Origin of the sequence: Nonomuraea sp. CA-143628 (assembly GCF_050942315.1) — a bacterium.
Classification (GTDB): Bacteria; Actinomycetota; Actinomycetes; order Streptosporangiales; family Streptosporangiaceae; genus Nonomuraea.
The window spans coordinates 5601619-5625682 of sequence record NZ_CP192072.1 but is presented as its reverse complement, the minus strand read 5'-3'; the positions used below and the strand labels follow the sequence as shown (position 1 = coordinate 5625682).

The window sequence follows — 24064 nt, the reverse complement described above, 5'->3', positions numbered from 1 at the left end:
CGGTCAGGGTGGACCCGCCTGGCGCGCCGGGCTGAGGTCACAAGGTCGGCGGGCCGCTCCACACCGCGGGATCATGGAGCATGATGATCGTCTGCGTGCCTTCCGCGTCCACGATGTCGAAGGCCCGGGGCATGTCGGGCGCGCCGGTATCGGCGAATACGATATCGGCGAATATCGTCTGCGGCCGCTGGATGAGGTGAGCGAGCACCACCGGATACCGCCCGTCCCGCCCGCCTATCGCCACGGTGAAGATGTCGTCCTTGTCGTCGTACTCGAGATAGGCGAGCGGGAGCTTCTCGGCCTGCATGAGATCGCCGAACGTCCGGCTCAGCACCTCGACGGTCACGTCCGAGCCCTCATACTGCCTTGACAGGTTGTCGAAGAACCGGCGCCATTCCTCGCGCGGCAGCTCGGGTCGCTCCTCAGTCATCTGACGGTTCCTTCCCTCCGGAGACGGGCCCGCGATCTCCTCCATGCTGGTCGGACCGCACGCGCTCGCACATCACACGGTCGGGTAGGTCCTGCCTTTCAGTGGTTCTGGAGAGCCGCCCGCAGCAGCCCGGTGAGCAGCGGATGCGGCTGCTCCGGTGTCGATCGGGCCTGCGGCACGAACAGGGTCGCCACGTAGAAGGGATGTCCGGGAAGCTCCAGCACCCGCGCCTCCTGCTCCTCATCGACGCCTGTCACCCGGAACCCTCCGTCGTGCAGGGTTCGCCGATGACCGGGCTCCAGGCCGAAGTTGCAGTAATACTGCTCCTCGACCTCCGTGAGGCCGTACAACTCCGCCGCCTGTGAGCCCTCCACGAGGCTGACGGGCATGGTCTTGCCGGCGAGCGAGCAGGTCAGCGCGGAGACGAACAGCTCCGAGGCGTACGGGTCGTACTCGCCGTGCTGGGCGTCCTCGAACCCGAGCACGTGGCGGGCGTACTCGATCACCATGTGCTGAAAGCCGCCGCAGGTGCCCAGCGTCGGGACGCCCTGCTCGCGGCCGTGACGCAGGGCGGCGACGGCCCCGGTCAGGCTGCGGTACGGGCTGCCGGGCGCGCACAGCAAGGCGTCGGCGGCGCGTACGGCCGACAGATCCCGTTCCAGCGCCTCGGTCGCCTGCCACTGGATCTCGATCTCGATCCCCAACTCGGCCGAGCCGTGACGTAGCGCGTCGTTCGTGGCCGCGTGCGTAGGGAATGTCGGGTCGAAGTCGCCCACGACGGCGACGATCAAGGAAGGAGCCATGGCGTCCACTATCGAGTACGGCGGACCGGACAGCCAAGTCCGCGCCGCGGCGTCGGTCATGTCGTTCACACCGTTCGACCTGCGGAAATGATAAGTGTCGCCCTATGAATAAAACGATCATCGGGGGCGCTCTGGCCGGCGCGGCGCTGCTTACGGCGACCGCCTGCGGGGGCGACGCCCGTCAAATGACCGGGGAGTTCGGCGCTCCCCCCACGCCGTACATCGCCGCCACCGAGTCGCCCAAGTACGGCGCACAAACCGACTCGCAGAAGCGCTCGGTGAAGAAGCTGGAGGAGGTGGGGCAGGCCGCGATGAAGGCCGTGCCCGGCTCGACGCTCGTCTCGATGGAGACCGAGGAGAACGGCAGCCTCTGGGAGGTACAGGTCGTCGACGACAAGGGCGTCGAACACCAGATGGACGTCGAATCGGACAAGGCCAAGGTCGTCAGCGGCCCACGGGCGGAGGACGACGAGAACGCCGGCGACAAGGCCCGCTACCTCGACCGCGTCAAGGCCACCAAGATCGACTACGCGCAGGCGGCGGCCAAGGTCCTCGCGGCCGTGCCGGGAGGCCGCATCACCGAGATCAACCTGGACAGCCACCGGGACAAGATCGTCTGGGAGGTGGACGTGGTTCCGCCCAACGGGTCCAAGCAGGACATGACGGTTGACGCGACCGACGGCACGGTGACCAAGGACAGCCACTCGGACTGATCGGGGACGCGAGCGCTGACCGCACCCCCGACGGTCAGCGCACCCCTCCTCAGCGCCGGCGAGCGCGGCGAGTCATCGACCCGAGGCCGAAGCCGGGCCCGAGTCCGCCAGCCAGGCGTCCACCCCCGCCCGCAACCCCGCCTTGAGCTCCTCCCCGGCGAACGAGGCGTCGATCGAGGCCCGGGCGAACCCGGCCAGCTCCGCGTCGTCGTACCCGAAGACCTCCCGCGCCAGCGTGTACTCGCCGGCCAGGTCGGTCTCGCCGTCGGTGTTGAGCGTGACCGCCAGCCCCGCCGCGCTCAGCCGCCGCAGCGGATGCTCGGCCAGGGTGGGGACGACGCCGAGCAGGACGTTCGACGTGGGGCAGACCTCCAGTGGCACCCCGCGCTCCCGCACCTCGGCGACCACGGCCTCATCCTCCAGGACGCGTACGCCGTGCCCGATCCGCTCGGCGTGCCCGATGGCGAGCGCCTCGCGGATGCTGTCCGGCCCGCCGAACTCCCCCGCGTGGTGCACCAGGCGCACCCCGGCGTCGCGGGCCGCGTCGAGCACCTCCGCGAACGGCGCCACCGGGTGGCTCTCGTCGCCCGCCAGCCCGATGCCGACGACCGCCTCGTAACGGGTGGCCAGCCGCAACGTCTGCCAGAGCCGGTCTACGGAGCGCCGCCGGGAGTGGTCGAGCAGCACCCGGCACTCGATCCCGTAGCGGCGCGACCCCTCGGCCAGCCCGTCGAGCACCGCCTCCAGCGGCATCTCCGGCGCGCCGAGCCGCTCGCCGTGCGAGGCCGCGGTGAAGGACACTTCCGCGTAGCGGGTGCCTTGGGCCGCCTCGTCCTCGCAGAACTCCAGCGCCACCCGCCGGAAGTGCTCGGCCGTGAGCAACCGCCCGCGCACCAGCGCCCGATGATCGGCGAACTCCCGGAACGTGGCGAACGGCCCGCCCCGCCCGGATGGTCCGCCGAACTCGCGCGAGGTCTCGGGGCGTACCGTGCTCTCCAGGTGAACGTGCAGGTGGGCTTTGGGCAGCAGCCGTACGTCTCTCACTGTCAGCACCCTAGCCAGGGAATCGGACAGACCGCATCTCGATTTGGATATTGACTGACCGGTCAGTCATAATGATCATATGTCCCCCAGGACGGTCGACAAGGCCGCGCGACGCAAAGAGATCCTCACCGCGGCGGTGCGGGTGTTCGCCCGCAAGGGCTTCGCCGCCACCCGCATCGACGACATCGCCGCCGAGGCGGGCATCGCCAAGGGCAGCGTCTATCTCTATTACGACAGCAGGGACGCGCTGCTGGAAGCCGCCTTCGAAGGCTACCGGACCATGTCGGCCGCCATCTTCGACCGGGCGCTCAACGGGCGCGGGCCCGCTCTGGAGCGGCTGGCCGAGATGGTACGCGAGGTGCTCGGCGTGCTGACCGCGCGGCGCGAGCCCGCCCGGATCATGGTCGACCTGTGGGCGGCCTCCCGTGACTCGGAGGGCTCGCTGGTGGACATGGCGGCCGTCTACGGCGACGCGCGGGCCGTGATCACCGAGCTCCTGCGCCAGGCCGCGAAGGAAGGCGTGCTGCGTGAGGGCCTGGACGAGCGCCACGCGACCGTCATCGTGGGGACCATCGAGGGCTGCCTGCTGCAGTGCCTGGTGGATTCCCGGCTACCGGCGGCGGAGCTGGCCGAGCCGATCATCCAGATCTGCCTGGACGGGCTGCGCCGACCGGCCGCTTGACAAGCCCGGAAGGCTGATAGAGCCTCCTTGCAGAGATCTCCGGTACACCAGCCACTTCGCCTCTCTCACAGGTGAGGAGACGATGCCGGAAGAACACGAGCCGATGCCGTCGCCCGCTCAGCAACGGCTGTGGTTTCTTCAGCAGCTCGCGCCGGATTCGCCGCAGTACAACGTCCTCCGGGGCTATGAGCTGCGCGGGCCGCTGGACGTGGCGGCGCTGCGCCGGGCCCTCGGCGCGCTGGCCGACCGGCACGTCGCGTTACGCATGAGGTTCCCCGCCGACGGCGGGGTGGCCCGCGCGGTGGTGAGCGGCACCCCCTTCGACGTCGAGCTGCCCAGCACCGATCTCGGCTTGGAGTCGGCGGCGGCCGATCTCGCGGGCGAACCCGGCTGGGAGGCGGCGGCGACGGAGTTCGCCCAGCTGTGGTTGGCGCGACCGTTCGACCTCGCGCGAGACGACCTCATCCGGGCCCACCTCCTGCGCGTCACCCCCGAGCTGCACGTGCTCCTGCTGTGCGTCCATCACATCGTGATCGACGGCTGGTCGGTGCCGATCATCGACGAAGAGCTCGGGCTGCTGTACACGGGCCGGCCCCTCGGCCCGCCACCGGCCGGCTACCTCGAGTACGCCCGCTGGCAGGCGGAGCTGGCCGACTCCCCCGCGGCCGAGCGGGTGTTCGCATACTGGCGGCGGCGGCTGGCGGGCGCGCCCGAACTCATCACGCTGCCCGCCGACCGGCCGCGGCCGAGGATCCAGGACTTCCGCGGCGGCCAGCTTGTCACGCCCGTGCCGGTGGACGTGACCGCCACGCTGCGGTCCTTCGCCGCGGCGCACCGGGTCACGCCGTACACCGTCGCCTACGCCGCCTTCGCCGTCCTGCTCGCCCGCTACGCCCGCGCGAGCGACCTGGTGATCGGCGTGGTCGTGGCCGGTCGTTCGCGGCCGGAGTACGCCGGGACGGTGGGCTTCTTCGTCGGCACGCTGCCGGTACGGGTGGATCTGTCCGGAGATCCGAGCTTCCTCGCGGTGCTCGCCGCGGCCCGCGAGGCGCTGTTCGACGCCTACGACAACGACCTGCTGCCCTTCGACGTCCTGGTCGACCGGCTGTCCCTGCGGCGCGACCCCTCCTACATCCCGCTGGTCCAGGTGATCTTCCACATTCTGGTCGCTCCGGCGTTCGGCACCGAGACACGCTGGGGCGACCTCGCCGCCCGGATCTGGGGCCGGGACGTCTCGCAGCCCACCACCCGCTTCGACCTGGAGGTCCACCTGCTGGACCAGGCCGACGACGACATGGTCATGGATATCTCCTTCAACGCCGACCTGTTCGACGATGAGACGGTCGCAGGGCTGGCCGATGACTACGTGCGGGTGCTGCGCCTGCTGTGCGGCGACCCCGAGCAGCCCTTGTCCGGGGCGTACGCGCTGCTCGGCGGGGATGCTCGGCAGGTTCGGGTGTCGGTCCGCGACGAGCATGGGGTGTCGTTGCCGTACGGGGTGCCGGGCGAGGTCTGGCTCGACGGGACGCCCACGGGGCTGCTCGGCCGCATGGGGGCCGGCGGCGGGTTGGACGTTCTGGGACGTACGGACGCCGAACTCGTGGTCCGCGGCTACCGGGTGCCGGCCGAGGTGATCGAGCGGGCGCTGCTCGACGAACCGTCGATCGCGGCGGCCGCGGTCTCGGCGGGGGACGGCGGCGAGCTCACGGCCCGCCTCACCGCCGTGCCCGGCGCGACCCGACCGGCCCGGCCCGAACTGCGCGCCCGGCTCCGCCGGCGGCTGCCCGGCTTCCTGGTGCCCGGCACCTTCCTCTGGAACGACGAGCCCTCCCCCGGTGAAGCCCCGTCCCTGCACGTACTGGACCTGACCACGCCGGACCTGACCGCGCCGGACCTGACCACGCCGGACCTGACCACGCTCGGCCCGAACGCGCTCGGCCCGAACGCGCCGGACCTGACCGCACCTGGCCAGAACGCGCCGGATTTGGCCGCGCCCGACCGGAGCACTCCAGATTTGGCCGCGCCCGACCGGAACGCGCCGGATTTGGCCGCGCCCGTCGGGAACGCACCAGGCCCGACCGTGTCGGGTCCGGTCGCGCCGGTTCCGGGCGAACCGATGATCTTCTTCGTGGCCGCCGAACCACCGAGCGAGGCTTCGTGAGCACGTCAGCAGCGGCGACGGCCTGTTTCTGGACGCCGCGCCGCAGACCCGGCGCGACACTGCGCGCGGTCTGCTTCCCGCACGCCGGCGGTGACGCGCTGTCGTACGCCTCACTCGCCCGCGCGCTGCCCGACGACGTCGAAGTCCTGGCCGTGCGGATGCCTCGGCCCGGCGACCGGTCCGGACCCCCCGTGGCCGATCTCGCGACGTTCACCGCCCGGATCGCGGCCGCGCTCACGGACGTGGCGCCGCCGTACATGATGGTGGGCCAGAGCCTGGGCGCCCTGCTCGCCTTCGAGACGGCCAGGGCGGCACCGGGTACGCCCCCCACGGCCTGCCTGTTCATCTCGTCGGCGCCGCCACATCGCTGGGCGGAGACGCTCGACCTCTACGCCGCGAACGGCGCGGACCGGGTACTGCTGTCGTACCTGCGCGACGGCGATGGGGGTGTGGGCGCGGCGCTGGATGATCCGGCGGCGGAGGCGCTCGTGCTCCGGGATCTACGAGCGGATATGCGGCTCTTGCAGGGGTACGCGTTATCCGTGGAGCCGCAGCTCCATTGTCCGGTCCGCGTTCTGGTGGGTGCCGAGGACCCGGCACTGTCGCCGGACGATGTCACCGCGTGGCGCCGCTACACCACTGGCGCCTGCTCGGTCGGGGCGGTGCCCACCGGCCATTTCGTCGTACGGCAAGGAGAGGCTTTCGTCGTCCAGGAGATCACCCGCGTCGCCGCCGCGGGACTCATCGCCGAGGGAGAATGATGTTCGACGCGGAGATCGGCCAGCGGGTCGCGGAGCACGCCGCCCAGGCCCCCGGCAGCCCGGCGGTCGTGTCCGCCGAGGGCGTCCTGACCTACCACGGCCTGGCCACGCGGATGGAACGCTACCGCGAGGCGCTGGTGGCGGCGGGCCTGCGTCCGGGCGACGTCGTGGCGATGGCGCTGCCCGACGGCGCGACCGGCATCGCCGCGATGCTGGCCGCGTTCACCGCCGGCGTCGCCTTCGTCTGGCTCGACGAGGACCAGCCGGCCGCCCGCCACCGCGCGATCCTGGAGGACTGTCACCCGACGGGCCTGGTGACGACGCCGAACGGCGCGGAACGGGCGGTGGGGTCGCCTTCCACAGTGGCGACCGTCCAGGGGGCGCCTTCAGCGGTGGTGACCGTCCAGGGCGACCGGGCCGCAGGGGCGCCTTCAGCGGTGGTGACCGTCCAGGGCGACGAGGCGGCGGTCGTCTCGGCCGCGCCGTCCGGGCCGCGAGCGGAGACGGTACCGCAGGACACCAGCTGCCTGGTCTACACCTCGGGCTCCACGGGCCGGCCCAAGGGCATCGTCCAGCGCAGCGGGAACCTCCTGCACTTCGCCCGCTGGCTCGCCTCGGAGACGGGGCTGGGCCCTGGATCGCACATGCTGCAGCTGGCCCGCCTCAGCTACGACGCCGCATACCTGGAGATCCTCAGCGCCCTGGACGCCGGCGCCGCGATCGTCATCCCGCCGCCCACGGTGAAGCCCGACGGCGCCGAGCTCCTGCCATGGCTGGGCGGCCGCGAGGTGACGCACGTGTTCTGCGTGCCCACACTCATCCGCCGCCTGCTGCTGGCCCGGGAGAGCGCGGGCGAGCCGCCCGACCTCGGGATGCGGGCGGTCAGCCTGTACGGGGAGCCGCTGCACAGCTCCACCGTCGACCAGGTACGCGCCCATTTCCCGCGAACGGCGGTCTACAACATGTACGGCCCGGCCGAGACGACCGTGGCGACGTTCCACCTGGTCGAACCGGACTGCGCCGGGGACATCCCCATCGGCCGCGACATCCCCGGGGTGGAGACCCTGCTGCGCAGCGCTTCGGATGCCTCGGACGCTTCCGCCGCTTTCGGCACTTCGGGTGCTTCGGGTGCTTCGGGTGATGAGGGTGAGGTCTGGATCAGGACCCGGTTCCTGGCCCGCGGATACCTGGGACGGCCCGCGGAGACCGCTGCGGTCTTCTCGGCGAAGGACGAGTCCGGCCTGCGTATGTACCGGACGGGGGACCTGGCGCGCAGGCGGCCCGACGGCGCGCTGGTGTTCCTCGGCCGCCGCGACCATCAGGTCAAGATCCGTGGCGCCCGCGTCGAACTGGCCGAGATCGAGGCCGTGCTGCGGGCCGAGCCGGGCGTGGCGCAGGCCGCCGTCGGCGTCTTCAGCGACGAGCAGGGCACCGTGCATCCGGCCGCCTATCTGGAGCCGGTCTCGGCGGCGAAGGTGGATGTGCGGGTGCTGCATCGCCACGTGGCATCCGTCCTGCCCGCGTACATGGTGCCCGCCGCGTACGTCATGCTCGACAAGCTCCCCCTCACCACGACCGGGAAGATCGACCGGAACCGGCTACCGGACCCGAACACGCTCACCTCGGGAGCCCGCTCCCGGGGAGCGTTCGAGACCGAGACCGAGCGGCGGCTGGCCGCGATCTGGCGTGAGGTGCTCGAGCGTGAGGAGCTGGGTGCCGATGACGACTTCTTCGAGCTGAAGGGCCACTCGCTCATGGCCGTCCGGATCGCGGCGGCGGTGATCGGGGAGTTCGGGGTGGAGATCCCCGTCCGGGCCGTCTTCGAGCATCCCACCGTGCGCGAACTGGCCGCCTACATCGATGAGGACCCGTCCCGCTTTTAGGTGGCCTCCTGCATCGACGAGGAGCCGTCTCACCTGTAGGCGTCCTCCTGCATTCGAGGAGGAGCCGTCTCACGGTCGGCGGCCGTGTCCCTTGTAGCCCGCCGCACTCACCGGTAGGCCGCCGTCTCACTTGTAGGCGGCCTCCTGGGCGGGGATGCCCCGGATCCGGCAGGGGCGTTCGGCGCGGAGCAGGAAGCGGTGCAGCTCGGCCCGGACGCGCCGCACCGCGTCATCGGTGGCGTCGCGCATGTACAGCTCCAGGACGAAACGCTGCCCGTCGTGCTCGGTGTGCTCGTCGGAGCCCGTGTGCGTGCCGCGCCTGTCGTCACCTGCGTGAGCGCCCTGCCCATCGTCACCGGCGTGCCCGGCCCGGCGGCCGGGGCACAGGCGGGTGGTCGCGGCCACGACTCCGGGAAGCCTCATGGCCAGACGGCGTACCGACGGCAGCGACACCTTGACCCCGTCCACGACGCAGGAGTCCCCCATGCGGCCGGCGAAGTAGAGATAGCCATCCGAGTCGAGACGGAACAGGTCCCCGGTGGCGATCTGCCCCGGAGCGGCTTGGGGGTCGGGAACGCGGCCGTCAGTGGCGACCTCCCCCGGGGCGGTACGGCCGTCGGTGGCGCCGACCCGCCGCACGAGCACGGTGTCGGAGGTCACCAGCAATTCCCCCACCCCGTCGCGTACGTCACGCAGGGACACCCCGACGCCGGGCAGTGGGCGGCCGACCGAGCCGTGCCGGTCAGCGGGTTCGAGATGCGCGGCCAGGGTGCTGACCCGTGGTCCCGCCTCCGTCAGGCCGTACGTGATGTACACCTCCAGGTCGCTCCGCGCCCGCACCAGCGCGGTGACCTCCTCCGACGGCAGGGCGTCGCCGCCCACGGTGAGCATGCGCAGGCCCCGGGGCGGCTCGCCGGGCACCAGGTTCCGCAGGAGGAAGGGGGTTAGCGAGGAGCTCGTCACGCCGTGGCGGCCTACGGCGTCGAGGTAGCCACGCGGGCTGAACGGCGGCCCGGTGACCACCAGGCGGGCACCGGTGACCAGGCCTGCCAGCGCTTGGGCCACCAGGGCGTAGGAGAAGTTCAGCGGCAGCGTGACCAGCATCGTGTCGTCGGCCCGCAGCCCTACCGCCCCGGCGTGCCTGGTGGCGTTCCGGAACAGGGATGAGGCCCGGTGGAGGCAGCCGCTGAAGATGCCGGAGGTCCCGGAGGTCAGGATGATCACGTGGCCGGGCTCGTGGTACTGCCAGGGACCGGGGAGGGTCGCGACGGCGGTACGGCCGAAGCGCCTGACCTCCGTACCGGGAACCGCCCTGCCGTAGGGGGTGACCAGCAGGCGGGCACCGAGACGGCGGGCGACTTCCACCAGGCGACCCGCGGGCATGGCGGGCGGGACGGCGACGGGCACCGCCCCGCCGTGCAGCGCGCCGAACAGGTGCCGCAGCAACGCCGTCCCGCTCGGCAGAGCGAGAACCACGACGTTCCCCAACCGATCGGTCCCCAAGTGCTCGGTCCCCGGCCGACCGGTCCCGCGCCGATCGGTCAGCTCGGCGAACAGCTCGGCGAGGGCCGCGACGGGCGTCGCCGAGCCAGGCTGTGCGCCACCGCCGCCACCGCCGCCACCACCACCAACGTCTCCACCGTCGCCGCCGTCGACGTCAACGGCTCGCTCGGCGAGGTAGGTCTCCACCTCGCCGAGCGGCGGGCCAAGGTCGTCGGCGCTCATCCCGGACCTGGGATCTGGCCATCGGCATCGCCGCGCCTCGCTGCTCGCGCCCGCGCGGCGGCGGTGTGGCGAGCTGGTGCCGGGGCCAGAATGCGGGCGGCGGCGGTGTGGTGGCCGTTGTTCGCGCTGTGCTCGACAACGGCGACGTAGCGGCACTGGCCGGTCGCCAGCCAGCCCGCCGCGATCAGCGCCACGACTGGCCCCGCGCGCTCCGGTGGCATGCACACCAGCAGGCTGGGGCCGCGGAAGCCGAGCGTGATGCAGAGCAGGCCGGCCAGCGAGCTGGGGTTCGCGCCGGCGAAGCGGAGCGGGGAGACGCGGCCCCGGGCGGCCGTGTCGGCGACCGAGCGCATGGTGTGGCGGGTCCCGTGGTCGCTGACGGCCAGGGCGCCGATATCGGCCACCCGCCGACGCACCGCCTCCGGTGCCCCGGCCAGCGCCGCCTCGACCGCGGCCACCACGAGCCAGGCCGCCGGGTCGGCATAGAAGGAGGCGGTCCGGCGCCCGGCCGCCGCCAGGTCACCGGTCTCGCACAGCCCGTGCGCCAGGGTGGCCAGGCCGGGGCGATCACCGGACATACCGAACGGACCGAGAGGGTGATCACCGTACATCCCGCGCTCCCCTGGTGAAGGCCAGGCTCGTGATGAACCCGCCGAAGCCGAGCGTCAGGCTGAGCCCCGCCCCGGGCCGCAGCCCGCCAGGCCGACCGGCGGAGACCGGAAGCGGGAACCCCTCCAGCACCTCCTCCAGGCCCGCGACCGGCGGCACCGTGCCGTAGTGCAGCGCCAGCACGACCGCGATGGCCTCCAGCACGCCTGTGGCGCCGAGGGTGTGCCCCAGCGCCCCCTTGGTCGCGAACACCACTGGCGGCGCCGCGCACCCCGCGAACAGCCCGGTCAGGGCGGCCGACTCGGCGGCGTCGTTGACGGGTGTTCCGGACCCGTGGGCGTTGATCACGGCGATGTCTTCCGGGGCGATCCCTGAGGCGGCCAGGCAGCGCCGCACGGAGAGGCCGACCCCACTGCCGACCGGGTCGGGCGCCGTCATGCCCGCTCCGTCGTTGGCGGCCCCCGTTCCGGCCAGCACCGCGTACGGCTCGGCGCCTCGGGCGCGGGCGGACTCCTCGCGTTCGAGTACGACGAATCCCGCGCCCTCCCCCAGCAGCGTCCCGTCGGCCCGGCGATCGAACGCGCGCAGCCGGGTGGGCGACATCGTGCCCAGTACGGTGTGCGCGAGCCGCTTGGCCGGGGTGACCACGTCGGCCGCGCCGCACACGCTCACCTCGGCGGCTCCCGACCGGACCACCTCGGCGCCGACGGCGATCGCGTCGGACCCGGACGAACAGGCCGTGCTGACGGCGACGGGCGGCAGCCGCAGCCCCACGGCGGCGGCGACGTCGGCCGCCCACTGGTACAGGTCCCCGTCCTCGTCGTCCAGGTGCGCCCCGAAACTGGTGCCCAGCACGGGGTACGGATCCACCACCGCGCCAAGGGTGGCCCCGGACGGCCCGCCGACATCCGAAGAACGGGGCATGGTCCCGGGCAACTCACCGACGTCCAACGAGCGGGGTGCGAGCCCGGCGTCGGCGAGCGCGCGCGACAGTGTGCTCTCCGCCAGCGCCCGCTGCCGTGACGACGGCTTCAGCTCCGGCGGCGGGTCGGTCAGGGTCGCGGCGAGCGGGTTGCGCAGCCGGTGCTCCGACGGCACCTCCCGGAACCCGTCGTCCCCGTCGAGCAGCCGCTGCCACACCCCGGCCAGGCTGTCGCCCAGGGCGGTGGACCAGGCCATCCCGGTGACCCAGACGTTCACCACAGCCGCCGCCCGAGTTGCTCGACCGTGACCCGGATGAGGGAGCCGCGGAAGGCCGCCACCCGTTGGCCCTCCACGGTCGCCCGGCAGGAGAAGTGGAAGGTGTTGCCGATGATCCTGTCGCTGCGCACGTCGAAGATCACCTGGTCGCCGACCACCACGATGCGGTGGAAGCGGCTGTGCGCCGAGCCGATGAGCGTGATCTCGTCGTCGGCCAGCTTCGACGTGCTCATCTGGTAGAGGATGATGCCCGACTGGGCGATGGCCTGGACCAGGTGGCTGCCGGGGTAGATGCCCCGCTCGGGGAAGTGCCCGGCGATGGCATCCATGGTGCCGGACACCGACAGCATGCTGCGCAGATACTCTCCCGGCGCGTAGTCGAGCACCCGGTCGATGTAGATCATGGGGTGGCGGTGCCGCAGCCACTGCTTGATCTCCGTGAACCCCAGGGTCGACTCACCCGTCTCGGCCATCGGCCCTCTCTTCGCTCAGCTGGGCGCGCAGCGCGGCGCGCAATACGGCGGGCAGCGGCGCCGGACTGCCGTCGGCCACGTTGACCAGGCACAGCACGAGCGTGCCCGAGGCGAGCAGCGGCCCGGCCCCGTCGTCCGGAGGGTCGGGCAGGCGGCGTACCGTGCCGGAGACCCGCCAGGAGGCCCCGCCCACATGGTCGACGTCGGCGCGTACCTCGATCCGGTCGAGGAAACGGGCGGCGGCTCCGTAGCGCATGCGTAGTTCGGTCACGGCCGGCTGCAGCTGGTGCTCGCTCATCAGGCGGGTGCCGACGCCCATCGCCTCCAGGTCCTCCAGCAACGCGGTCTCGATGAGGGAGGCATATCGAGTGAAGTGGACAACCCCAGCGGCGTCTGTGTCCACGTGCTCGACCCGGCGCCGAAGCGGCCGCGGCCCACTCGTCGGCCCGCTCACCGAGCCGCCGTACCGAGGAACGTCTCCGTCCCCCGCCGAATCGCGGCGACCAGCTCCTCCACCTCGGCGGGGCTGGTGACCAGGGGCGGTGCCACACGCATGGTGGGGAAGACGTACGGCAGGCCGTGGGAGCGGCGCCCCGCCCCGGCCATGAACTCGATGTAGCAGCCCGCCCTGATGATGTGCGACCGCAGCTCACGCAGCCGGTCCGCGGCGTCCTCCGTGAGCTCCAGCCCTTGCAGCAGCCCCGTACCCCGCAGCCCGCGATAGGTCTCGGGGAAGCGGTCGAGCACCTCCCGGCCGAGGAGCGCGGTCAGCCGCGCGCCGAGCTCGGCCGAGCGTTCGAGCAGCTTCTCCTCCTCGATCAGCCGCAGGCCGTCGTGGATCACCGCGCAGGTCAGCGGGCGCAGGTCGGAGGTGGCCACGGCACCGGACGGCCGTACGGTCAGCGACCGCCTGGCGATCACCATCGAGGTGGACAGCACGCCCATGCCGAGGCTCTTGCCGATGACGGTGACATCGGTGGGGATCGGGCCGTCCTCGTCCGCCATGGCGAAGAACCGGCCGGTCTTGGCGAACGTGAGGACCTCGTCGGCCACCAGCAACGCCCCGTGCTCGGCGGCGAGCGCGGCCAGGGTCCGCAGGTAGCCGGGCGGGGGGACCAGCAGGCCCGCGTCACCCTGGACCGGCTCGACGACGACGGCCAGCAGGCGCTCTCCGTGGCGGTCGAAGAACTCGCGCAACGGCTCCGGGACTCCGAACGGAAGGTGCTCCACCGTCAGCCCGTACGGGCCGTCGGCGGCCATCCCCGGGAGCCCTACGCGGAAGTGGCGCCGGTTGAGCAACGGCGTGAGCGCGCCCGTCCATCCGTGCCACGCGCCCTGGAAGGCGAGTACGAGATCGCGGCCGCCCCGCTCCGGGTCGGGCCGCGTCCGTCGGTGGTCGTATCTCGACTCCAGGACCAGCCGCAGGGCCAGTTCCATGCCCTCGGAGCCGGAGTTGCGGCCGGACGCGTGGTATTCGCCCGGTGGGAAGTGGTCGCACCACAGCCCGCCGGGGCCGAGGGTCGCGGCGAGGAGGCGGGTGCGTTCGGCGACCTCGATCTCGTCCGTCGCGTACCCGAGATCCGTCGCCGCGCGCGTCAACGCGCGCAGCACGGCCGGGTGCCCGGCCCCGAGGCAGGCGCTGGCGTACCCGCCGGAGGCGTCGATGACCTCGAACGGCTCCCCGACGCCGCCGCGCTCGGCCAGCCGCAGCCGCACGCCCCGGCCACCGACCGACACGAACGGAAGCCGGCTGCCACCGTAGTGATCCAAGTGCAGGCAGTGCGGGCTCGCGTGGTTCACGTCCCGCCGCCCTGCAAACGCCGGATGAGCGCGGCGAGGGCGGCGATGGTACGGAAGTTCTCGGGTACGAAGTCCTCGTCCGAGACGCGGACATCGAAGATGTCCTCACATTGCACGCGGAGTTCGGTGAATCCCAGAGAATCGAGCCCGTAGATGTCGCGCAGGCTCTCGTGGTCGCTGATTTCCTCGGCCGGCGTCTCGACGAACAATTCGGTCGCCAGAATCTTCTTTATGGTGCCCTCGATCTCCATTACACCTCCGGACAAAGCGCATGGTAAAGAGAACAGCACAGGACGTGGCAGCTTCGTCACGGAATAGCAGGTCGGCCGCGGAATCCCGGGGCTGTTGGCCGCCAACACCGCCCAGCATGAACCAACCGATGTTGTTCGTCAATTGCATCCGGCGTCACGGAGTTCACAGGAATTCCACAGGATGAAGCGGAAATGGGAATTACCCCAGCGGGCCGCCTTTCCGATCTACAGTGCGCATATGAACACGGGCACTGGACCGGGGGTGTTCACCTCCGACGGCTCACCGGTGGAGTTCTACGCCGCGATCGACGCCGCGGGCGAACCGGAGATCATTCAGCGGGGCGTGCCCGCGGGCGGGTCGATCCTCGAACTGGGCGCGGGCGCGGGCCGGATCACGCACGCCCTCACCGCCCTCGGCTATGACGTGGTGGCCGTCGACGAGTCGGCCGAGATGCTGGCCAGGGTCGAGGGCGCGGAGCGGGTCCAGGCGCGGATCGAGGACCTCGCGCTCGAGCGGCGCTTCGACGCCGTGCTGCTGGCCTCGCTGCTGATTCATGTGCCGCTGGTCTCGACCAGGCGGCGCTTCCTCGACTGCTGCCGCCGCCACGTGCGTGACGACGGCGTGGTGGTGATCCAGTGGATTCCGCTGGACGTACGCGCCACCTGGTCAGTGGGGACGACCTTCGGGCCGCCCGGGTTCACCACCACGATCACCGAGTTCGCCCCGTCAGGGCGGGATCTGATGAATCTCACCCTGAGGTACGAGACCGACGGCCGCCTCTGGACCCAGTCGATCGTCGAGCGGCCGCTCAGCGACGACCAGCTCACCACGGCTCTGGCCGAGTCCGGGCTGGTCGTGGACCGCTTCCTGACCCCCGACCGGACGTGGCTGACCGCCCGCCCCCAGCCGAGCCGAGCGGCCTAGCTGAGGTATTCGCGCAGCGCCAGAGCCCTCGACGGGTGGCGGAGCTTGGACATGGTCTTGGCCTCGATCTGCCGGATTCGCTCGCGGGTCACGCCGTAGATCCTGCCGATCTCGTCGAGGGTCATCGGCTTGCCGTCGTTCAGGCCGTAGCGCATGGAGATGACGCCCGCCTCGCGCTCGGACAGCTCGTCGAGCAGCGCCCGTAGTTGCTGCTGGAGCAGGGTGAACGAGACCGCGTCGGCCGGGGAGACGGCCTCGGTGTCCTCGATGAGGTCGCCGAACTCGCTGTCGCCCTCCTCGCCCAGCGGCGTGTGCAGGGAGATCGGCTCGCGGCCGTAGCCCTGCACCTCGGCGACCCGGTCGATGGGCAGCTCGGTCTCGACGGCGATCTCCTCGGGCGTGGGCTCGCGGCCGAGCTCGCCGGACAGCCGCCGCTGCGCCCGCGCCACCTTGTTGATCATCTCGACCATGTGGACCGGGATGCGGATCGTCCGCGCCTGGTCGGCCATCGCCCGGGTGATGGCCTGCTTGATCCACCACGTGGCGTAGGTGGAGAACTTGAACCCGAGCCGGTAGTCGAACTTCTCGATCGTACGGATCAGCCCGAGGTTGCCCTCCTGGATCAGGTCGAGGAAGAGCATGCCACGCCCGGTGTAGCGCTTGGCGATCGACACCACCAGGCGCAGGTTGGCCTCCAGCATGCGTTCCTTGGCCCGCAGGCCGTCGCAGGCGATCCATTCGAGGTCGGCGCGGAGCTGACCGGGCAGATCGGGCTCCGTGCTGAGGCGCTCGGCGGCGAAGAGTCCCGCCTCGATCCGCTTGGCGAGGTCGATCTCCTGCTCGGCGGTGAGCAGCGGCACCCGCCCGATCTCCTTAAGGTACGCCTTGACCGAGTCAGCGCCGGCGACGGGTGCGCCGTCGGCGATGTTTTCGTCTAGCTCGAGAACCTCTGCTGCTTGGGACAAGACACTCTCCTCGCTCGGGTCGTTCGACTGGCGAATATCGATCTCGGACCAAGAAGTCCCTCGGGGGCGAGGGAGCGGGAGACGCGGCGGGTCGTCGACCACGCTGTCCGGCTGCTCCTGATGCGCGGGTCCGGCTGGACGACCGCGGCCCGGGGGGCGAAGATGGCCATCATCGGTTACTTCCCGCGCGCGGGGGATTCGGCACCTGTCCGTCGTAAGAGGTTCGCCGTGGCCGCGCGGGGCAGGGCGAGAGTGAACTCGCCGCCATACTCGTTAAGGCGACGAGACGCGTGTCCGGCCTCAGTCCCACCATCATCTTCCAAGCTACCCGCTGCCCGGCCATGCTCGGCGCCCGCCCGGCGACCGGTGAAAGCCGCCGGTGGAAAACGAGGCAGGGCGCGCTACTGCGGCAGGTGCTGTTCCGCGTTGAGCAGTTCGTCCAGCGCCCCGCGCAGATCGTCGGCGAGCTCCCACGCGTCGGGCACCATCTCCCGGTCGGTGACCACGCCGATGTCCAGGGAGCCGTCGTAGGAGAAGGCCGTGATGTTCACCCCGCCGCTCACGTCGGTGATCACCGATACCGGATAGTGGGTGAGCAGCCGGGCACCGCACACGTACAGGGGGAACTGCGGGCCCGGTACGTTCGAGATGGCCACGTTGATGGGCGGCGCGGTCTGCCCGACCAGGCCGAACGCCGATCTGGACGCCAGCCCCATGAGGGCGGCGGGCATCGACTCGCTCAGCTCGCGCAGCCACCGCGCGGGCGCCAGCGAGAACCTGTCCTTGATCCGCTGCATGGCGAGCCGCACCTGCTGCAGCCGCGCCACGGGATCCTCCAGGTGGACGGCCAGCGGCGCCGTCATGAACGTCACCTGGTTGCCGCCCGTCCCCTCCTCCCGCAGCGAGAACGGCACCCCGGCGATCAGTGGCTGGCGCGGGACGCCGCCGTGCGCGGCCAGCCACCGGCGCAGCGCGCCCGCGCACACGGCCATCACCACGTCGTTCACCGTCACCCCGAACGCCTTGCGCACCTGCTTGATCTCCTCCAGCGGCAGCGAGACGAACGCGAAGCGCCGATGCTCGGAGACCGGCCCGCTGAACGGCGTCTTGGGCGCGGGCAGCGACGGCAGCTCCGGGGCCTGCCCGGAGCCGGCGACCCGGCGGGCCAGCCCCGACACCATCCGGCTACCCGGCAGCGACGACACGACAGGGATCTCGTCCAGGTGCGGCATCGCGCGGGCGGCGAACCGTACCGCCTGCGCCGGATTGCCGGCCAGCCTGGCGAGCCCGCGCAGGACCATCTCGGCCGCTCCCGGCGGCTCCGAGTCGCGCTCGGGCGCGACCGCGGGCGCCGACGCGGGTATGGGGCCCATGTCGAGGAGGGCGGCCAGTACGTCGGCGCCGCCGATGCCGTCCACGGCCGCGTGGTGGATCTTGGTGTAGAGCCCCATGCGGCCGCCGGACAGGCCGTGGATCAGGTAGATCTCCCACAGCGGCTTGCGGCGGTCCAGGCGGCGGGCGTGCAGCCGGGACACCTGGTCGGCCAGCTGCCGGTCGTCGCCGGGCGGCGGCAGCCCGATCTCCCGTACGTGATAGTCGAGGTCGAGGTCGTCCTCCTGCACCCAGTAGGGGTGGTCAAGCCCGAGGGGCACGAACGCGAGCTTGCGCCGCATCGCGGGCACGTACGGCAGGCGCCGTTCCAGCAGGGCCTGGAGGTCGGCGCGGTTGAGATCGCCGTCCAGGATGGCCAGGCCGGCGATGTTGGCGATGTTCGTCGCTGTCTCGAAATGGAGAAACTGGGCATCCAGGGCGGTCAGCTGCGGCATGGCTCATACCTCCGACCCGAACAAATCAGACTCAGCCCATTACTTCAAGTGAGCGAGCCTCCGCGTCGGGTTCGGCGAAGGCCAGCAGGGCCATCGCCTCCTCCTCCAGCGCCTCGGTCGGCACCGCGGTGAAGGGCGTGAGGAGCAGCGTGGCCTTCTTACCCGTGCGCCTGATCTGCCAGGTCCCGGCCACGAAGCCGTCGACCAGGTAGGTGGCGCGGACGCGCAGGTTCTTGGTGACGACCTCGCCGCGATGCTCCTCGGCCAGCACGCGGGTGCGGTCGGCGTGGCCGAGCATCAGATTGTCGAAGTCGGGCAGGAATCTGACGGGTGCCGGCACGTCCCCCTCCGGCCTGGGCGCCTCGGGCAGGTCGAACAGCTCCCGGCCGCGCTCGTCCACCAGCACCTCCAGCCGGTCGCGCATGCCGTTCAGCACGGCCTTGAGCCCGCTCAGCCCCGACCACGTCTGCATGTCGGCGGCGGTGGCCGGCCCGAACGCGGCCAGGTACCGCTCGACGAGCGTCCCGATGTCCGGCTCCGCGGCGAGCTCGACGCCCGGCAGGGCGAAGGCGGCCTCGCGCGGGAAGCTCCACCGGTCCTCGGTCGGCACCATGATCAACGGGACCATCATGCGCACCGCGTAGCCGAGCGCCCGGTCGTAGACGCCCGGGAACTCCCGCTCCAGCCTCGGCCGCAGTTCGTTGAACGTGTGCGGCCCCTCGGCCAGCAACCGCTCGGCCGCCACCGCGACGGCGGCGAAGTCGACCTCCGGGAAACGGCGCGCCGCGGCGGCGAGCAGCGGCTGTAACAGGGGCCGGAACTCGGCGAAGTCCGCCGCGGTCACCAGGTGCAGGGTGGCGCGCATCATGGTGGCGCGCACGAGCGTCCGCGCGCGCAGCGCCGCGTGCAGGTCGGCGCGGGCGAACCCGTCGAGCCGGGTCCACACTCCCAGGTACGGCGGGCGCGGCTCCTGCGCCTGCAGCCCGGCCAGGCGGTGGACGACGGCGGCCACGCCGCCCTGGTGGCGGCGAAGAAGATGCTGCCGTGCCAAGGTGGCCCGGTTGAGCTCTCTCAGGGTGAGCATGAACACATCATGCCCTTTGTCACTAAATTCCCTGTTCAATCGGTGCGCGCGACCTATCCCGCCCTGGACGACGGCCACGCCTATCTCGACGGCGCGGCGGGCACCCAGGTCCCGCAGTCGGTGATCGACGCCATCGTGAACGCCTACCGTACGGGTATCGGCAACGCGGGCGGCGCCTTCGAGGCCAGCCACCGCGCCGACGAGATCGTGGCGGCCTGCCGCGCGGCCGTGGCCGACCTGGTCGGCGGCCGGCCGGACGGGGTGATCCTCGGACCGAACATGACGACGCTGACCTATCGCCTGGCCGGCGCGCTGGCCCTGGGCTGGGGCCCCGGCGACGAGGTGGTGGTCTCGCGGCTCGACCACGACGCCAACGTACGGCCCTGGATCCAGCTCGCCACGCGCGCCGGGGCGACGATCCGCTGGGCCGAGGTGGACCCGGCGACCGGGGAGCTGCCGGTGGAGCAGTATGCGAACCTGATCGGCGAGCGCACCAGGCTGGTGGCGGTGACCGCCGCGAGCAACGTGCTGGGCACCCGCCCGGACGTGGCCGCGATCACCGCGCTGGCGCACGCGGCGGGGGCGCTGACCTACGTGGACGGCGTGCACGCCACCGCGCACGGCCCCGTGGACGTCGCGGAGCTGGGCGCCGACTTCTACGCCACCAGCGCCTACAAGTGGTCGGGCCCGCACATCGGCGCGGTCATCGCCGATCCGGCGCTGCTGGAGACGATCAGACCGGACAAGCTGGCCTCCTCCCCCGACACCGTGCCGGATCGCTTCGAGTGGGGCACATCCCCCTTCGCCGACCTGGCCGGCGTGACGGCCGCGGTGAACCACCTGGCCACCATGGTCCCCGGCACCGGGACGCGCAGGGAGCGGCTGCTCACCTCGCTGTCGGCGGCCGAGGTGTACGAGCAGGAGCTGTACGCCGTGCTGATCGAGGGCCTGGAGGCGATGCCGCACGTCACGTTGTACGGCAAGCCCGCCAGGCGTACGTCGACCGCCTACTTCACCGTCGCCGGGCGCACTCCCCGCGAGGTCGCGGAGGCGCTGGCCGCGCGCCGGGTGAACGTGTGGAACGGCCACAACTACGCCTGGGAGCTGACCGGCGCGCTGGGCATCCGCGACTCCGGCAGCGCGGTGCGAGTCGGTCTGGTGCACTACAACGACCATTCTGACGTCGACCGCCTGCTGAAGGCCGTGACCCGCCTGGAGGAGTGAGCGCGGGGCTAAGATCGCCGGGTGAGCCTGCCCGCCGTACCGGGCCTGCCGACCACGCTCGTCGAGCCGGCCCGCGACCCCTATCACGTCTACCTCGACTCGCTGACCAGCCCCGAGTCGCGCCGCACGATGCGCGGCTGCCTCGACCGGCTGGCCCGCCTGCTCACCGGCGACGAGGCGGCCAGCGGCGCGGGCCAGCCGTGGCATCTGCTGCGTTACGAGCACACGGTACGCATTCGCACCCTGCTGACCGATCAAGGGTGGTCGGCGGCCTACGTCAACAAGCACCTGGTGGCGCTGCGCCGGGTGCTGAAGGAGGCGTGGCGGCTCGGGCAGAGCAGCGCGGAGGACTACGCGCGCGCCTCCGACCTGGCTCCGGTACGCCAGAGCCGTCTGCCCACCGGTCACCACGTGCCGCCGGAGGTCGTGGGGGCGGCCCTGTCGGCCTGCGACGACTCGCCCGCCGGGATCCGCGACGCGGCGCTGATCGCGGTGCTCTACTCCACCGGCTGCCGCCGCGCCGAGATCGGCGGGCTGTCGCTGTCCGACTACGACCCGGGCGCCCGCTCGCTCCGGGTCCGCGGCAAGCGCGACAAGGAGCGGATGGTCTACCTGACGACCGACGCGATCGGGCTGGTCGAGCGGTGGCTGGCGGTGCGGGGCGACGAGGCGGGCGCGTTGTTCAGCCCGATCAGCAGGATGGGCCGCGTGCGGACGCGCGAGGGCCGCCCCGTCGGGCTGACCGGGCAGGGCATCGCCGACATCCTGGCCAGGCGGCTGGGCGAGGCGGGGGCGTCCCGGCGTACGGCGCACGACTTCCGTCGCACCTTCATCGGCGAGTTGCTGGACGCGGGCGTCGACCTGGCCACCGCCCAGGCGCTGGTCGGCCACTCGTCACCGGCGACCACGGCCCGCTACGACCGCCGCCCGGAGAAGACCCGCCGCGAGGCCGTCGACCGGCTCCGCCTGCCTGCCGCGCGACCGCTCCGCTGAACCTTCCAGGTGCTGTCCCTGCCTGCCGTCCTGACCGGGCGGCAGGCAGGGGACGGCCGGATCAGGTGTTCATGTTGGCCACCACGATGTAGCCGATGACCATGCCGAGGATCATCGCCACACCCGAGGTGACCGCGGCCCACTTGCCCAGCGTCTCGCCGCGCGTGTGGCCCGCGATGCCCAGCCCGATCCCGGCCAGGCCGAACAGAATGGGAATGAACAGCAGGGATATCGCCGCGCAGACGAACGCGATGATCGACAGCAACTGCCCGGCCGACTTCTGGCCGGGCTGCGCGTACGGCGCCTGCTCGTAAGGGGGCGGAGGCGGCGGCCCGGGGGGCGGCTGCTGCGCCCACTGGGCCTCACGGCGGGACGGATCGTCGCCCGGGGGCTGATCCTGGGGGGAGGTCACGATCTGGGCTCCTCTCGAGAACACAACCAAGTCGGCGGCCCGTTCCTGACGTGAGGCCATCACACACCGTGTCAGTCGTCCTGTCGAGCGGATCAGGCTACGACATCTGGTGACTCAGGTGATTTCGGCGGCTGTAAAGACATCGAGAGGTAGCGGCCGGGAGTGCACCACATCCAGCCGGGAGACCGCGCGGGTGAGCGCGACGTACAGGCGGTTGAGACCGCGCGCCTCAGCCTCGACGATGGCGGCGGGCTCGGCCAGCACCACATGGTCGTACTCCAGGCCCTTGGCCATCGAGGCGGGCACCACGCTCAACCGCTCGCCGATGTCGAGGCCGCCGTTCCACAGGGCGTCGGTGAGCTGGCCGGCGTCGGCGTCGGCCGCGATCACGCCGATCGACCCCTCGAAGGTCAGCGCCTCACGCGCGGCCGCGACGACCCCCTTCTCCAGCTCGGTCACCCGGGTGAGGAGCAGCCTGCCGTCGGTGCGGTACGACGTGGTGGCGGGCACGTCCACGTCGAGCGCCGCCAGCAGCCGGTTGGCCGGGCCGACCACCACCGCGGGCACCCGGAACCCCGTCGTCAGCGCGACGATCCCGGCCTCCGGCTTGCCGAGCAGTTCCAGCTGCCGCGACCAGGAGGCGGCCGCCCAAGGCGTGGTGCCCTGAGCCAGGTCGCCGAGCACGGTGATCGAGCCGTGCTCGCTGCGCCTGGCCACCGCCCTGCACTGCATCGGCGACAGGTCCTGCGCCTCGTCGACGATGACGTGGCCGTAGCCGCGCGGCCGTTCCAGCAGCCCGGCGATCTCGTCGAGCAGCACCAGGTCGGCCTCGGACCACTTGGCGCTCTTGTGGCCGCGCGGCGGCCGGGCCCAGGTGATGGCCGCCCGCTCGTCGGCCGTCAGGATCGGGGCGGCCGGTTCCGGGTCGCTCAGCAGCGCGCACAGGAGCTCCTCGGGGCGTACGGCCGGCCAGATCTCGTCCAGGAACGGCGTGAGCGCCTTGCCGATCTTGCGCGTCCAGACGGCGTTGCCGGTGTGACCGCGCAGCTCGGCCTGGCGCCGCATCAGCTCGATGATCCGGGCGCGCACCCGTTCACGCCCGATCGCGTACGGCATGGCCTCGCACCGCGTGTCGTCGACGACGCGGCGCAGCTCGTCCTCGCCGACCCGCCACCGGTAGGAGCCGTCGGCGACGGAGACGGGCTCGACCGGTCTGCTGATGCGCCCGTACAGGGCCCTGCGCAGGACCTCGGCCATCCGCGCGTCGTGCTTGACCAGCGCGGCGGCCGGGCTGTCCGTGGCCGTGACCGCGACCGTGCCCAGCAGCCGCTCCAGCGTGGTCTGCTCGACGTCGACCTCGCCCAGCGCGGGCAGCACCGCCGAGATGTATCCGAGGAAGGCCCGGTTGGGACCCAGCACCAGCACCCCTGAGCGCTCCAGCCGCTGCCGGTGCGCGTACAGCAGGAACGCCGCCCGGTGCAGGCCGACGGCCGTCTTGCCGGTGCCAGGCGCGCCCTGCACGCAGATCGACTCCGCCAGCCCGGCACGGACCAGGTCGTCCTGCTCGGGCTGGATGGTGGCGACGATGTCGCGCATCGGGCCGACGCGCGGCCGTTCGATCTCAGCGGCCAGGATCCGGCTCTCGGTCTCCTGGCCTTGGGCGAGCCGTTCGTCCTCGAAGGACGTCAATGTGGTGCCGGCCCAGCCGAATCGGCGGCGCACCTCGACGCCCAGCGGGTCGCGGGCGCCGGCCCGGTAGAACGCCCGCGAGACGGGCGCCCGCCAGTCGATGACGACCGGCGGGCCGCCGTGCTCACCGGTGATGTGCCGCCGGCCGATGTGGTAGCTGCGCCCCCGGTGTTCGGCGGAATCGCCGCCGAAGTCGAGCCGTCCGAAGAACGGCGGACCCTCGGGCTCCTCGCTCAGCTCCTTGGCCAGACTCTTGAGGTGGCGGCCGAGCCGTTCGGCGCTGTAGCGGTCGCCCGCCACGCTCTCGCCGACGATCACGTTGTCGCGCGCCGCGTCGAGCATCCTGCGCAGCCCGGCCCCGCACTGTTCGACGTATCGCCTCTCCTCGTCGAGCGTCGCCATCTCACCTCC

22 protein-coding genes and 1 pseudogene are annotated in these 24064 nt (G+C 71.8%); 8 read left to right on the top strand and 15 right to left on the bottom strand.

The window, feature by feature from the left end; genetic code table 11:
* Positions 1-37: 37 nt before the first annotated feature.
* Both ACQP2T_RS25745 and ACQP2T_RS25740 read right to left on the bottom strand, forming a co-directional pair.
* Positions 38-475 (bottom strand): DUF5335 family protein, encoded by a 438-nt coding sequence (locus ACQP2T_RS25745; protein WP_433518594.1) that lies wholly within the window; start codon positions 473-475, stop codon positions 38-40.
* A 53-nt stretch (positions 476-528) separates the two neighbouring features.
* Complete coding sequence (locus ACQP2T_RS25740; protein ID WP_433518593.1) at positions 529-1233, bottom strand: CTP synthase C-terminal region-related (seleno)protein; 705 nt, start codon at positions 1231-1233, stop codon at positions 529-531.
* Between the two features lie 104 nt (positions 1234-1337).
* On the opposite strand from ACQP2T_RS25740, the gene ACQP2T_RS25735 reads away from it, so the two are divergent.
* Entirely contained in the window at positions 1338-1946 is a 609-nt protein-coding gene (locus ACQP2T_RS25735; protein WP_433518592.1) for a PepSY domain-containing protein, read from the top strand.
* A gap of 72 nt (positions 1947-2018) precedes the next feature.
* On the opposite strand, the gene add is transcribed toward ACQP2T_RS25735, so the two are convergent.
* Positions 2019-2999, bottom strand: coding sequence for an adenosine deaminase (gene add / locus ACQP2T_RS25730; RefSeq protein ID WP_433518591.1), 981 nt, complete (start codon positions 2997-2999; stop codon positions 2019-2021).
* Positions 3000-3069: 70 nt separating this feature from the next.
* Here add and ACQP2T_RS25725 point away from each other — a divergent pair, with 70 nt between their 5' ends.
* From ACQP2T_RS25725 to ACQP2T_RS25710, 4 genes are all read left to right on the top strand, one after another.
* On the top strand, positions 3070-3672 hold the full coding sequence (locus ACQP2T_RS25725) for a TetR/AcrR family transcriptional regulator (protein WP_433518590.1): 603 nt from the start codon (positions 3070-3072) through the stop codon (positions 3670-3672).
* Between the two features lie 82 nt (positions 3673-3754).
* On the top strand, positions 3755-5833 hold the full coding sequence (locus ACQP2T_RS25720) for a condensation domain-containing protein (RefSeq protein WP_433518589.1): 2079 nt from the start codon (positions 3755-3757) through the stop codon (positions 5831-5833).
* Positions 5830-6594 (top strand): thioesterase II family protein, encoded by a 765-nt coding sequence (locus ACQP2T_RS25715; RefSeq protein WP_433518588.1) that lies wholly within the window; start codon positions 5830-5832, stop codon positions 6592-6594. Before ACQP2T_RS25720 ends, ACQP2T_RS25715 begins: the two co-directional genes overlap by 4 nt.
* Entirely contained in the window at positions 6591-8477 is a 1887-nt protein-coding gene (locus tag ACQP2T_RS25710) for a non-ribosomal peptide synthetase (protein WP_433518587.1), read from the top strand. The genes ACQP2T_RS25715 and ACQP2T_RS25710 overlap by 4 nt, the downstream gene beginning before the upstream one ends.
* Before the next feature lie 126 nt (positions 8478-8603).
* Here the strand turns inward: ACQP2T_RS25710 and ACQP2T_RS25705 are convergent, their stop codons facing one another.
* The 7 genes from ACQP2T_RS25705 to ACQP2T_RS25675 are packed head-to-tail and all read right to left on the bottom strand — an operon-like array spanning position 8604 to position 14535.
* Positions 8604-10202 (bottom strand): class I adenylate-forming enzyme family protein, encoded by a 1599-nt coding sequence (locus ACQP2T_RS25705; RefSeq protein WP_433518586.1) that lies wholly within the window; start codon positions 10200-10202, stop codon positions 8604-8606.
* Complete coding sequence (locus ACQP2T_RS25700) at positions 10199-10813, bottom strand: hypothetical protein (protein WP_433518585.1); 615 nt, start codon at positions 10811-10813, stop codon at positions 10199-10201. Before ACQP2T_RS25700 ends, ACQP2T_RS25705 begins: the two co-directional genes overlap by 4 nt.
* Positions 10803-12011: a beta-ketoacyl-[acyl-carrier-protein] synthase family protein gene (locus ACQP2T_RS25695; protein ID WP_433518584.1), complete on the bottom strand. Its 1209-nt coding sequence runs from the start codon at positions 12009-12011 to the stop codon at positions 10803-10805. Before ACQP2T_RS25695 ends, ACQP2T_RS25700 begins: the two co-directional genes overlap by 11 nt.
* Positions 12008-12484 carry a 3-hydroxyacyl-ACP dehydratase FabZ family protein gene (locus ACQP2T_RS25690; protein WP_433518583.1) on the bottom strand — a complete coding sequence of 159 codons (477 nt, stop codon included), beginning with the start codon at positions 12482-12484 and terminating at the stop codon, positions 12008-12010. The genes ACQP2T_RS25695 and ACQP2T_RS25690 overlap by 4 nt, the downstream gene beginning before the upstream one ends.
* A complete protein-coding gene (locus ACQP2T_RS25685) occupies positions 12468-12887 on the bottom strand; it encodes an acyl-CoA thioesterase (RefSeq protein ID WP_433518582.1) in 420 nt (139 codons plus the stop codon). Before ACQP2T_RS25685 ends, ACQP2T_RS25690 begins: the two co-directional genes overlap by 17 nt.
* A gap of 47 nt (positions 12888-12934) precedes the next feature.
* Positions 12935-14284: an aminotransferase class III-fold pyridoxal phosphate-dependent enzyme gene (locus tag ACQP2T_RS25680; protein ID WP_433518581.1), complete on the bottom strand. Its 1350-nt coding sequence runs from the start codon at positions 14282-14284 to the stop codon at positions 12935-12937.
* The gene (locus ACQP2T_RS25675) at positions 14281-14535 is read right to left on the bottom strand and encodes an acyl carrier protein (RefSeq protein WP_358443030.1); all 255 of its coding nucleotides are present in this window, start codon (positions 14533-14535) and stop codon (positions 14281-14283) included. The genes ACQP2T_RS25680 and ACQP2T_RS25675 overlap by 4 nt, the downstream gene beginning before the upstream one ends.
* 238 nt (positions 14536-14773) lie before the next feature.
* On the opposite strand from ACQP2T_RS25675, the gene ACQP2T_RS25670 reads away from it, so the two are divergent.
* A complete protein-coding gene (locus ACQP2T_RS25670) occupies positions 14774-15460 on the top strand; it encodes a class I SAM-dependent methyltransferase (protein ID WP_433518580.1) in 687 nt (228 codons plus the stop codon).
* Here ACQP2T_RS25670 and ACQP2T_RS25665 read toward each other — a convergent pair.
* The 3 genes and pseudogenes from ACQP2T_RS25665 to ACQP2T_RS25655 all read right to left on the bottom strand — a co-directional run.
* Positions 15457-16365 (bottom strand): annotated as a pseudogene (locus ACQP2T_RS25665) (RNA polymerase sigma factor); the annotation flags it as partial. The gene ACQP2T_RS25670 and the pseudogene ACQP2T_RS25665 overlap by 4 nt on opposite strands.
* Positions 16366-16826: 461 nt before the next feature.
* Positions 16827-18251: a WS/DGAT/MGAT family O-acyltransferase gene (locus tag ACQP2T_RS25660; protein WP_433518579.1), complete on the bottom strand. Its 1425-nt coding sequence runs from the start codon at positions 18249-18251 to the stop codon at positions 16827-16829.
* A gap of 31 nt (positions 18252-18282) precedes the next feature.
* Positions 18283-19335 carry a winged helix DNA-binding domain-containing protein gene (locus ACQP2T_RS25655; protein WP_433518578.1) on the bottom strand — a complete coding sequence of 351 codons (1053 nt, stop codon included), beginning with the start codon at positions 19333-19335 and terminating at the stop codon, positions 18283-18285.
* 42 nt (positions 19336-19377) lie between these two features.
* On the opposite strand from ACQP2T_RS25655, the gene ACQP2T_RS25650 reads away from it, so the two are divergent.
* Positions 19378-20559, top strand: coding sequence for a cysteine desulfurase-like protein (locus tag ACQP2T_RS25650; RefSeq protein WP_433518577.1), 1182 nt, complete (start codon positions 19378-19380; stop codon positions 20557-20559).
* Between the two features lie 21 nt (positions 20560-20580).
* Positions 20581-21552 (top strand): tyrosine-type recombinase/integrase, encoded by a 972-nt coding sequence (locus tag ACQP2T_RS25645; protein ID WP_433518576.1) that lies wholly within the window; start codon positions 20581-20583, stop codon positions 21550-21552.
* A 61-nt stretch (positions 21553-21613) separates the two neighbouring features.
* Here ACQP2T_RS25645 and ACQP2T_RS25640 read toward each other — a convergent pair whose 3' ends face one another.
* Positions 21614-21964: a hypothetical protein gene (locus ACQP2T_RS25640; RefSeq protein ID WP_433518575.1), complete on the bottom strand. Its 351-nt coding sequence runs from the start codon at positions 21962-21964 to the stop codon at positions 21614-21616.
* A gap of 114 nt (positions 21965-22078) precedes the next feature.
* On the bottom strand, positions 22079-24055 hold the full coding sequence (locus ACQP2T_RS25635; RefSeq protein ID WP_433518574.1) for a HelD family protein: 1977 nt from the start codon (positions 24053-24055) through the stop codon (positions 22079-22081).
* Positions 24056-24064: the final 9 nt, after the last annotated feature.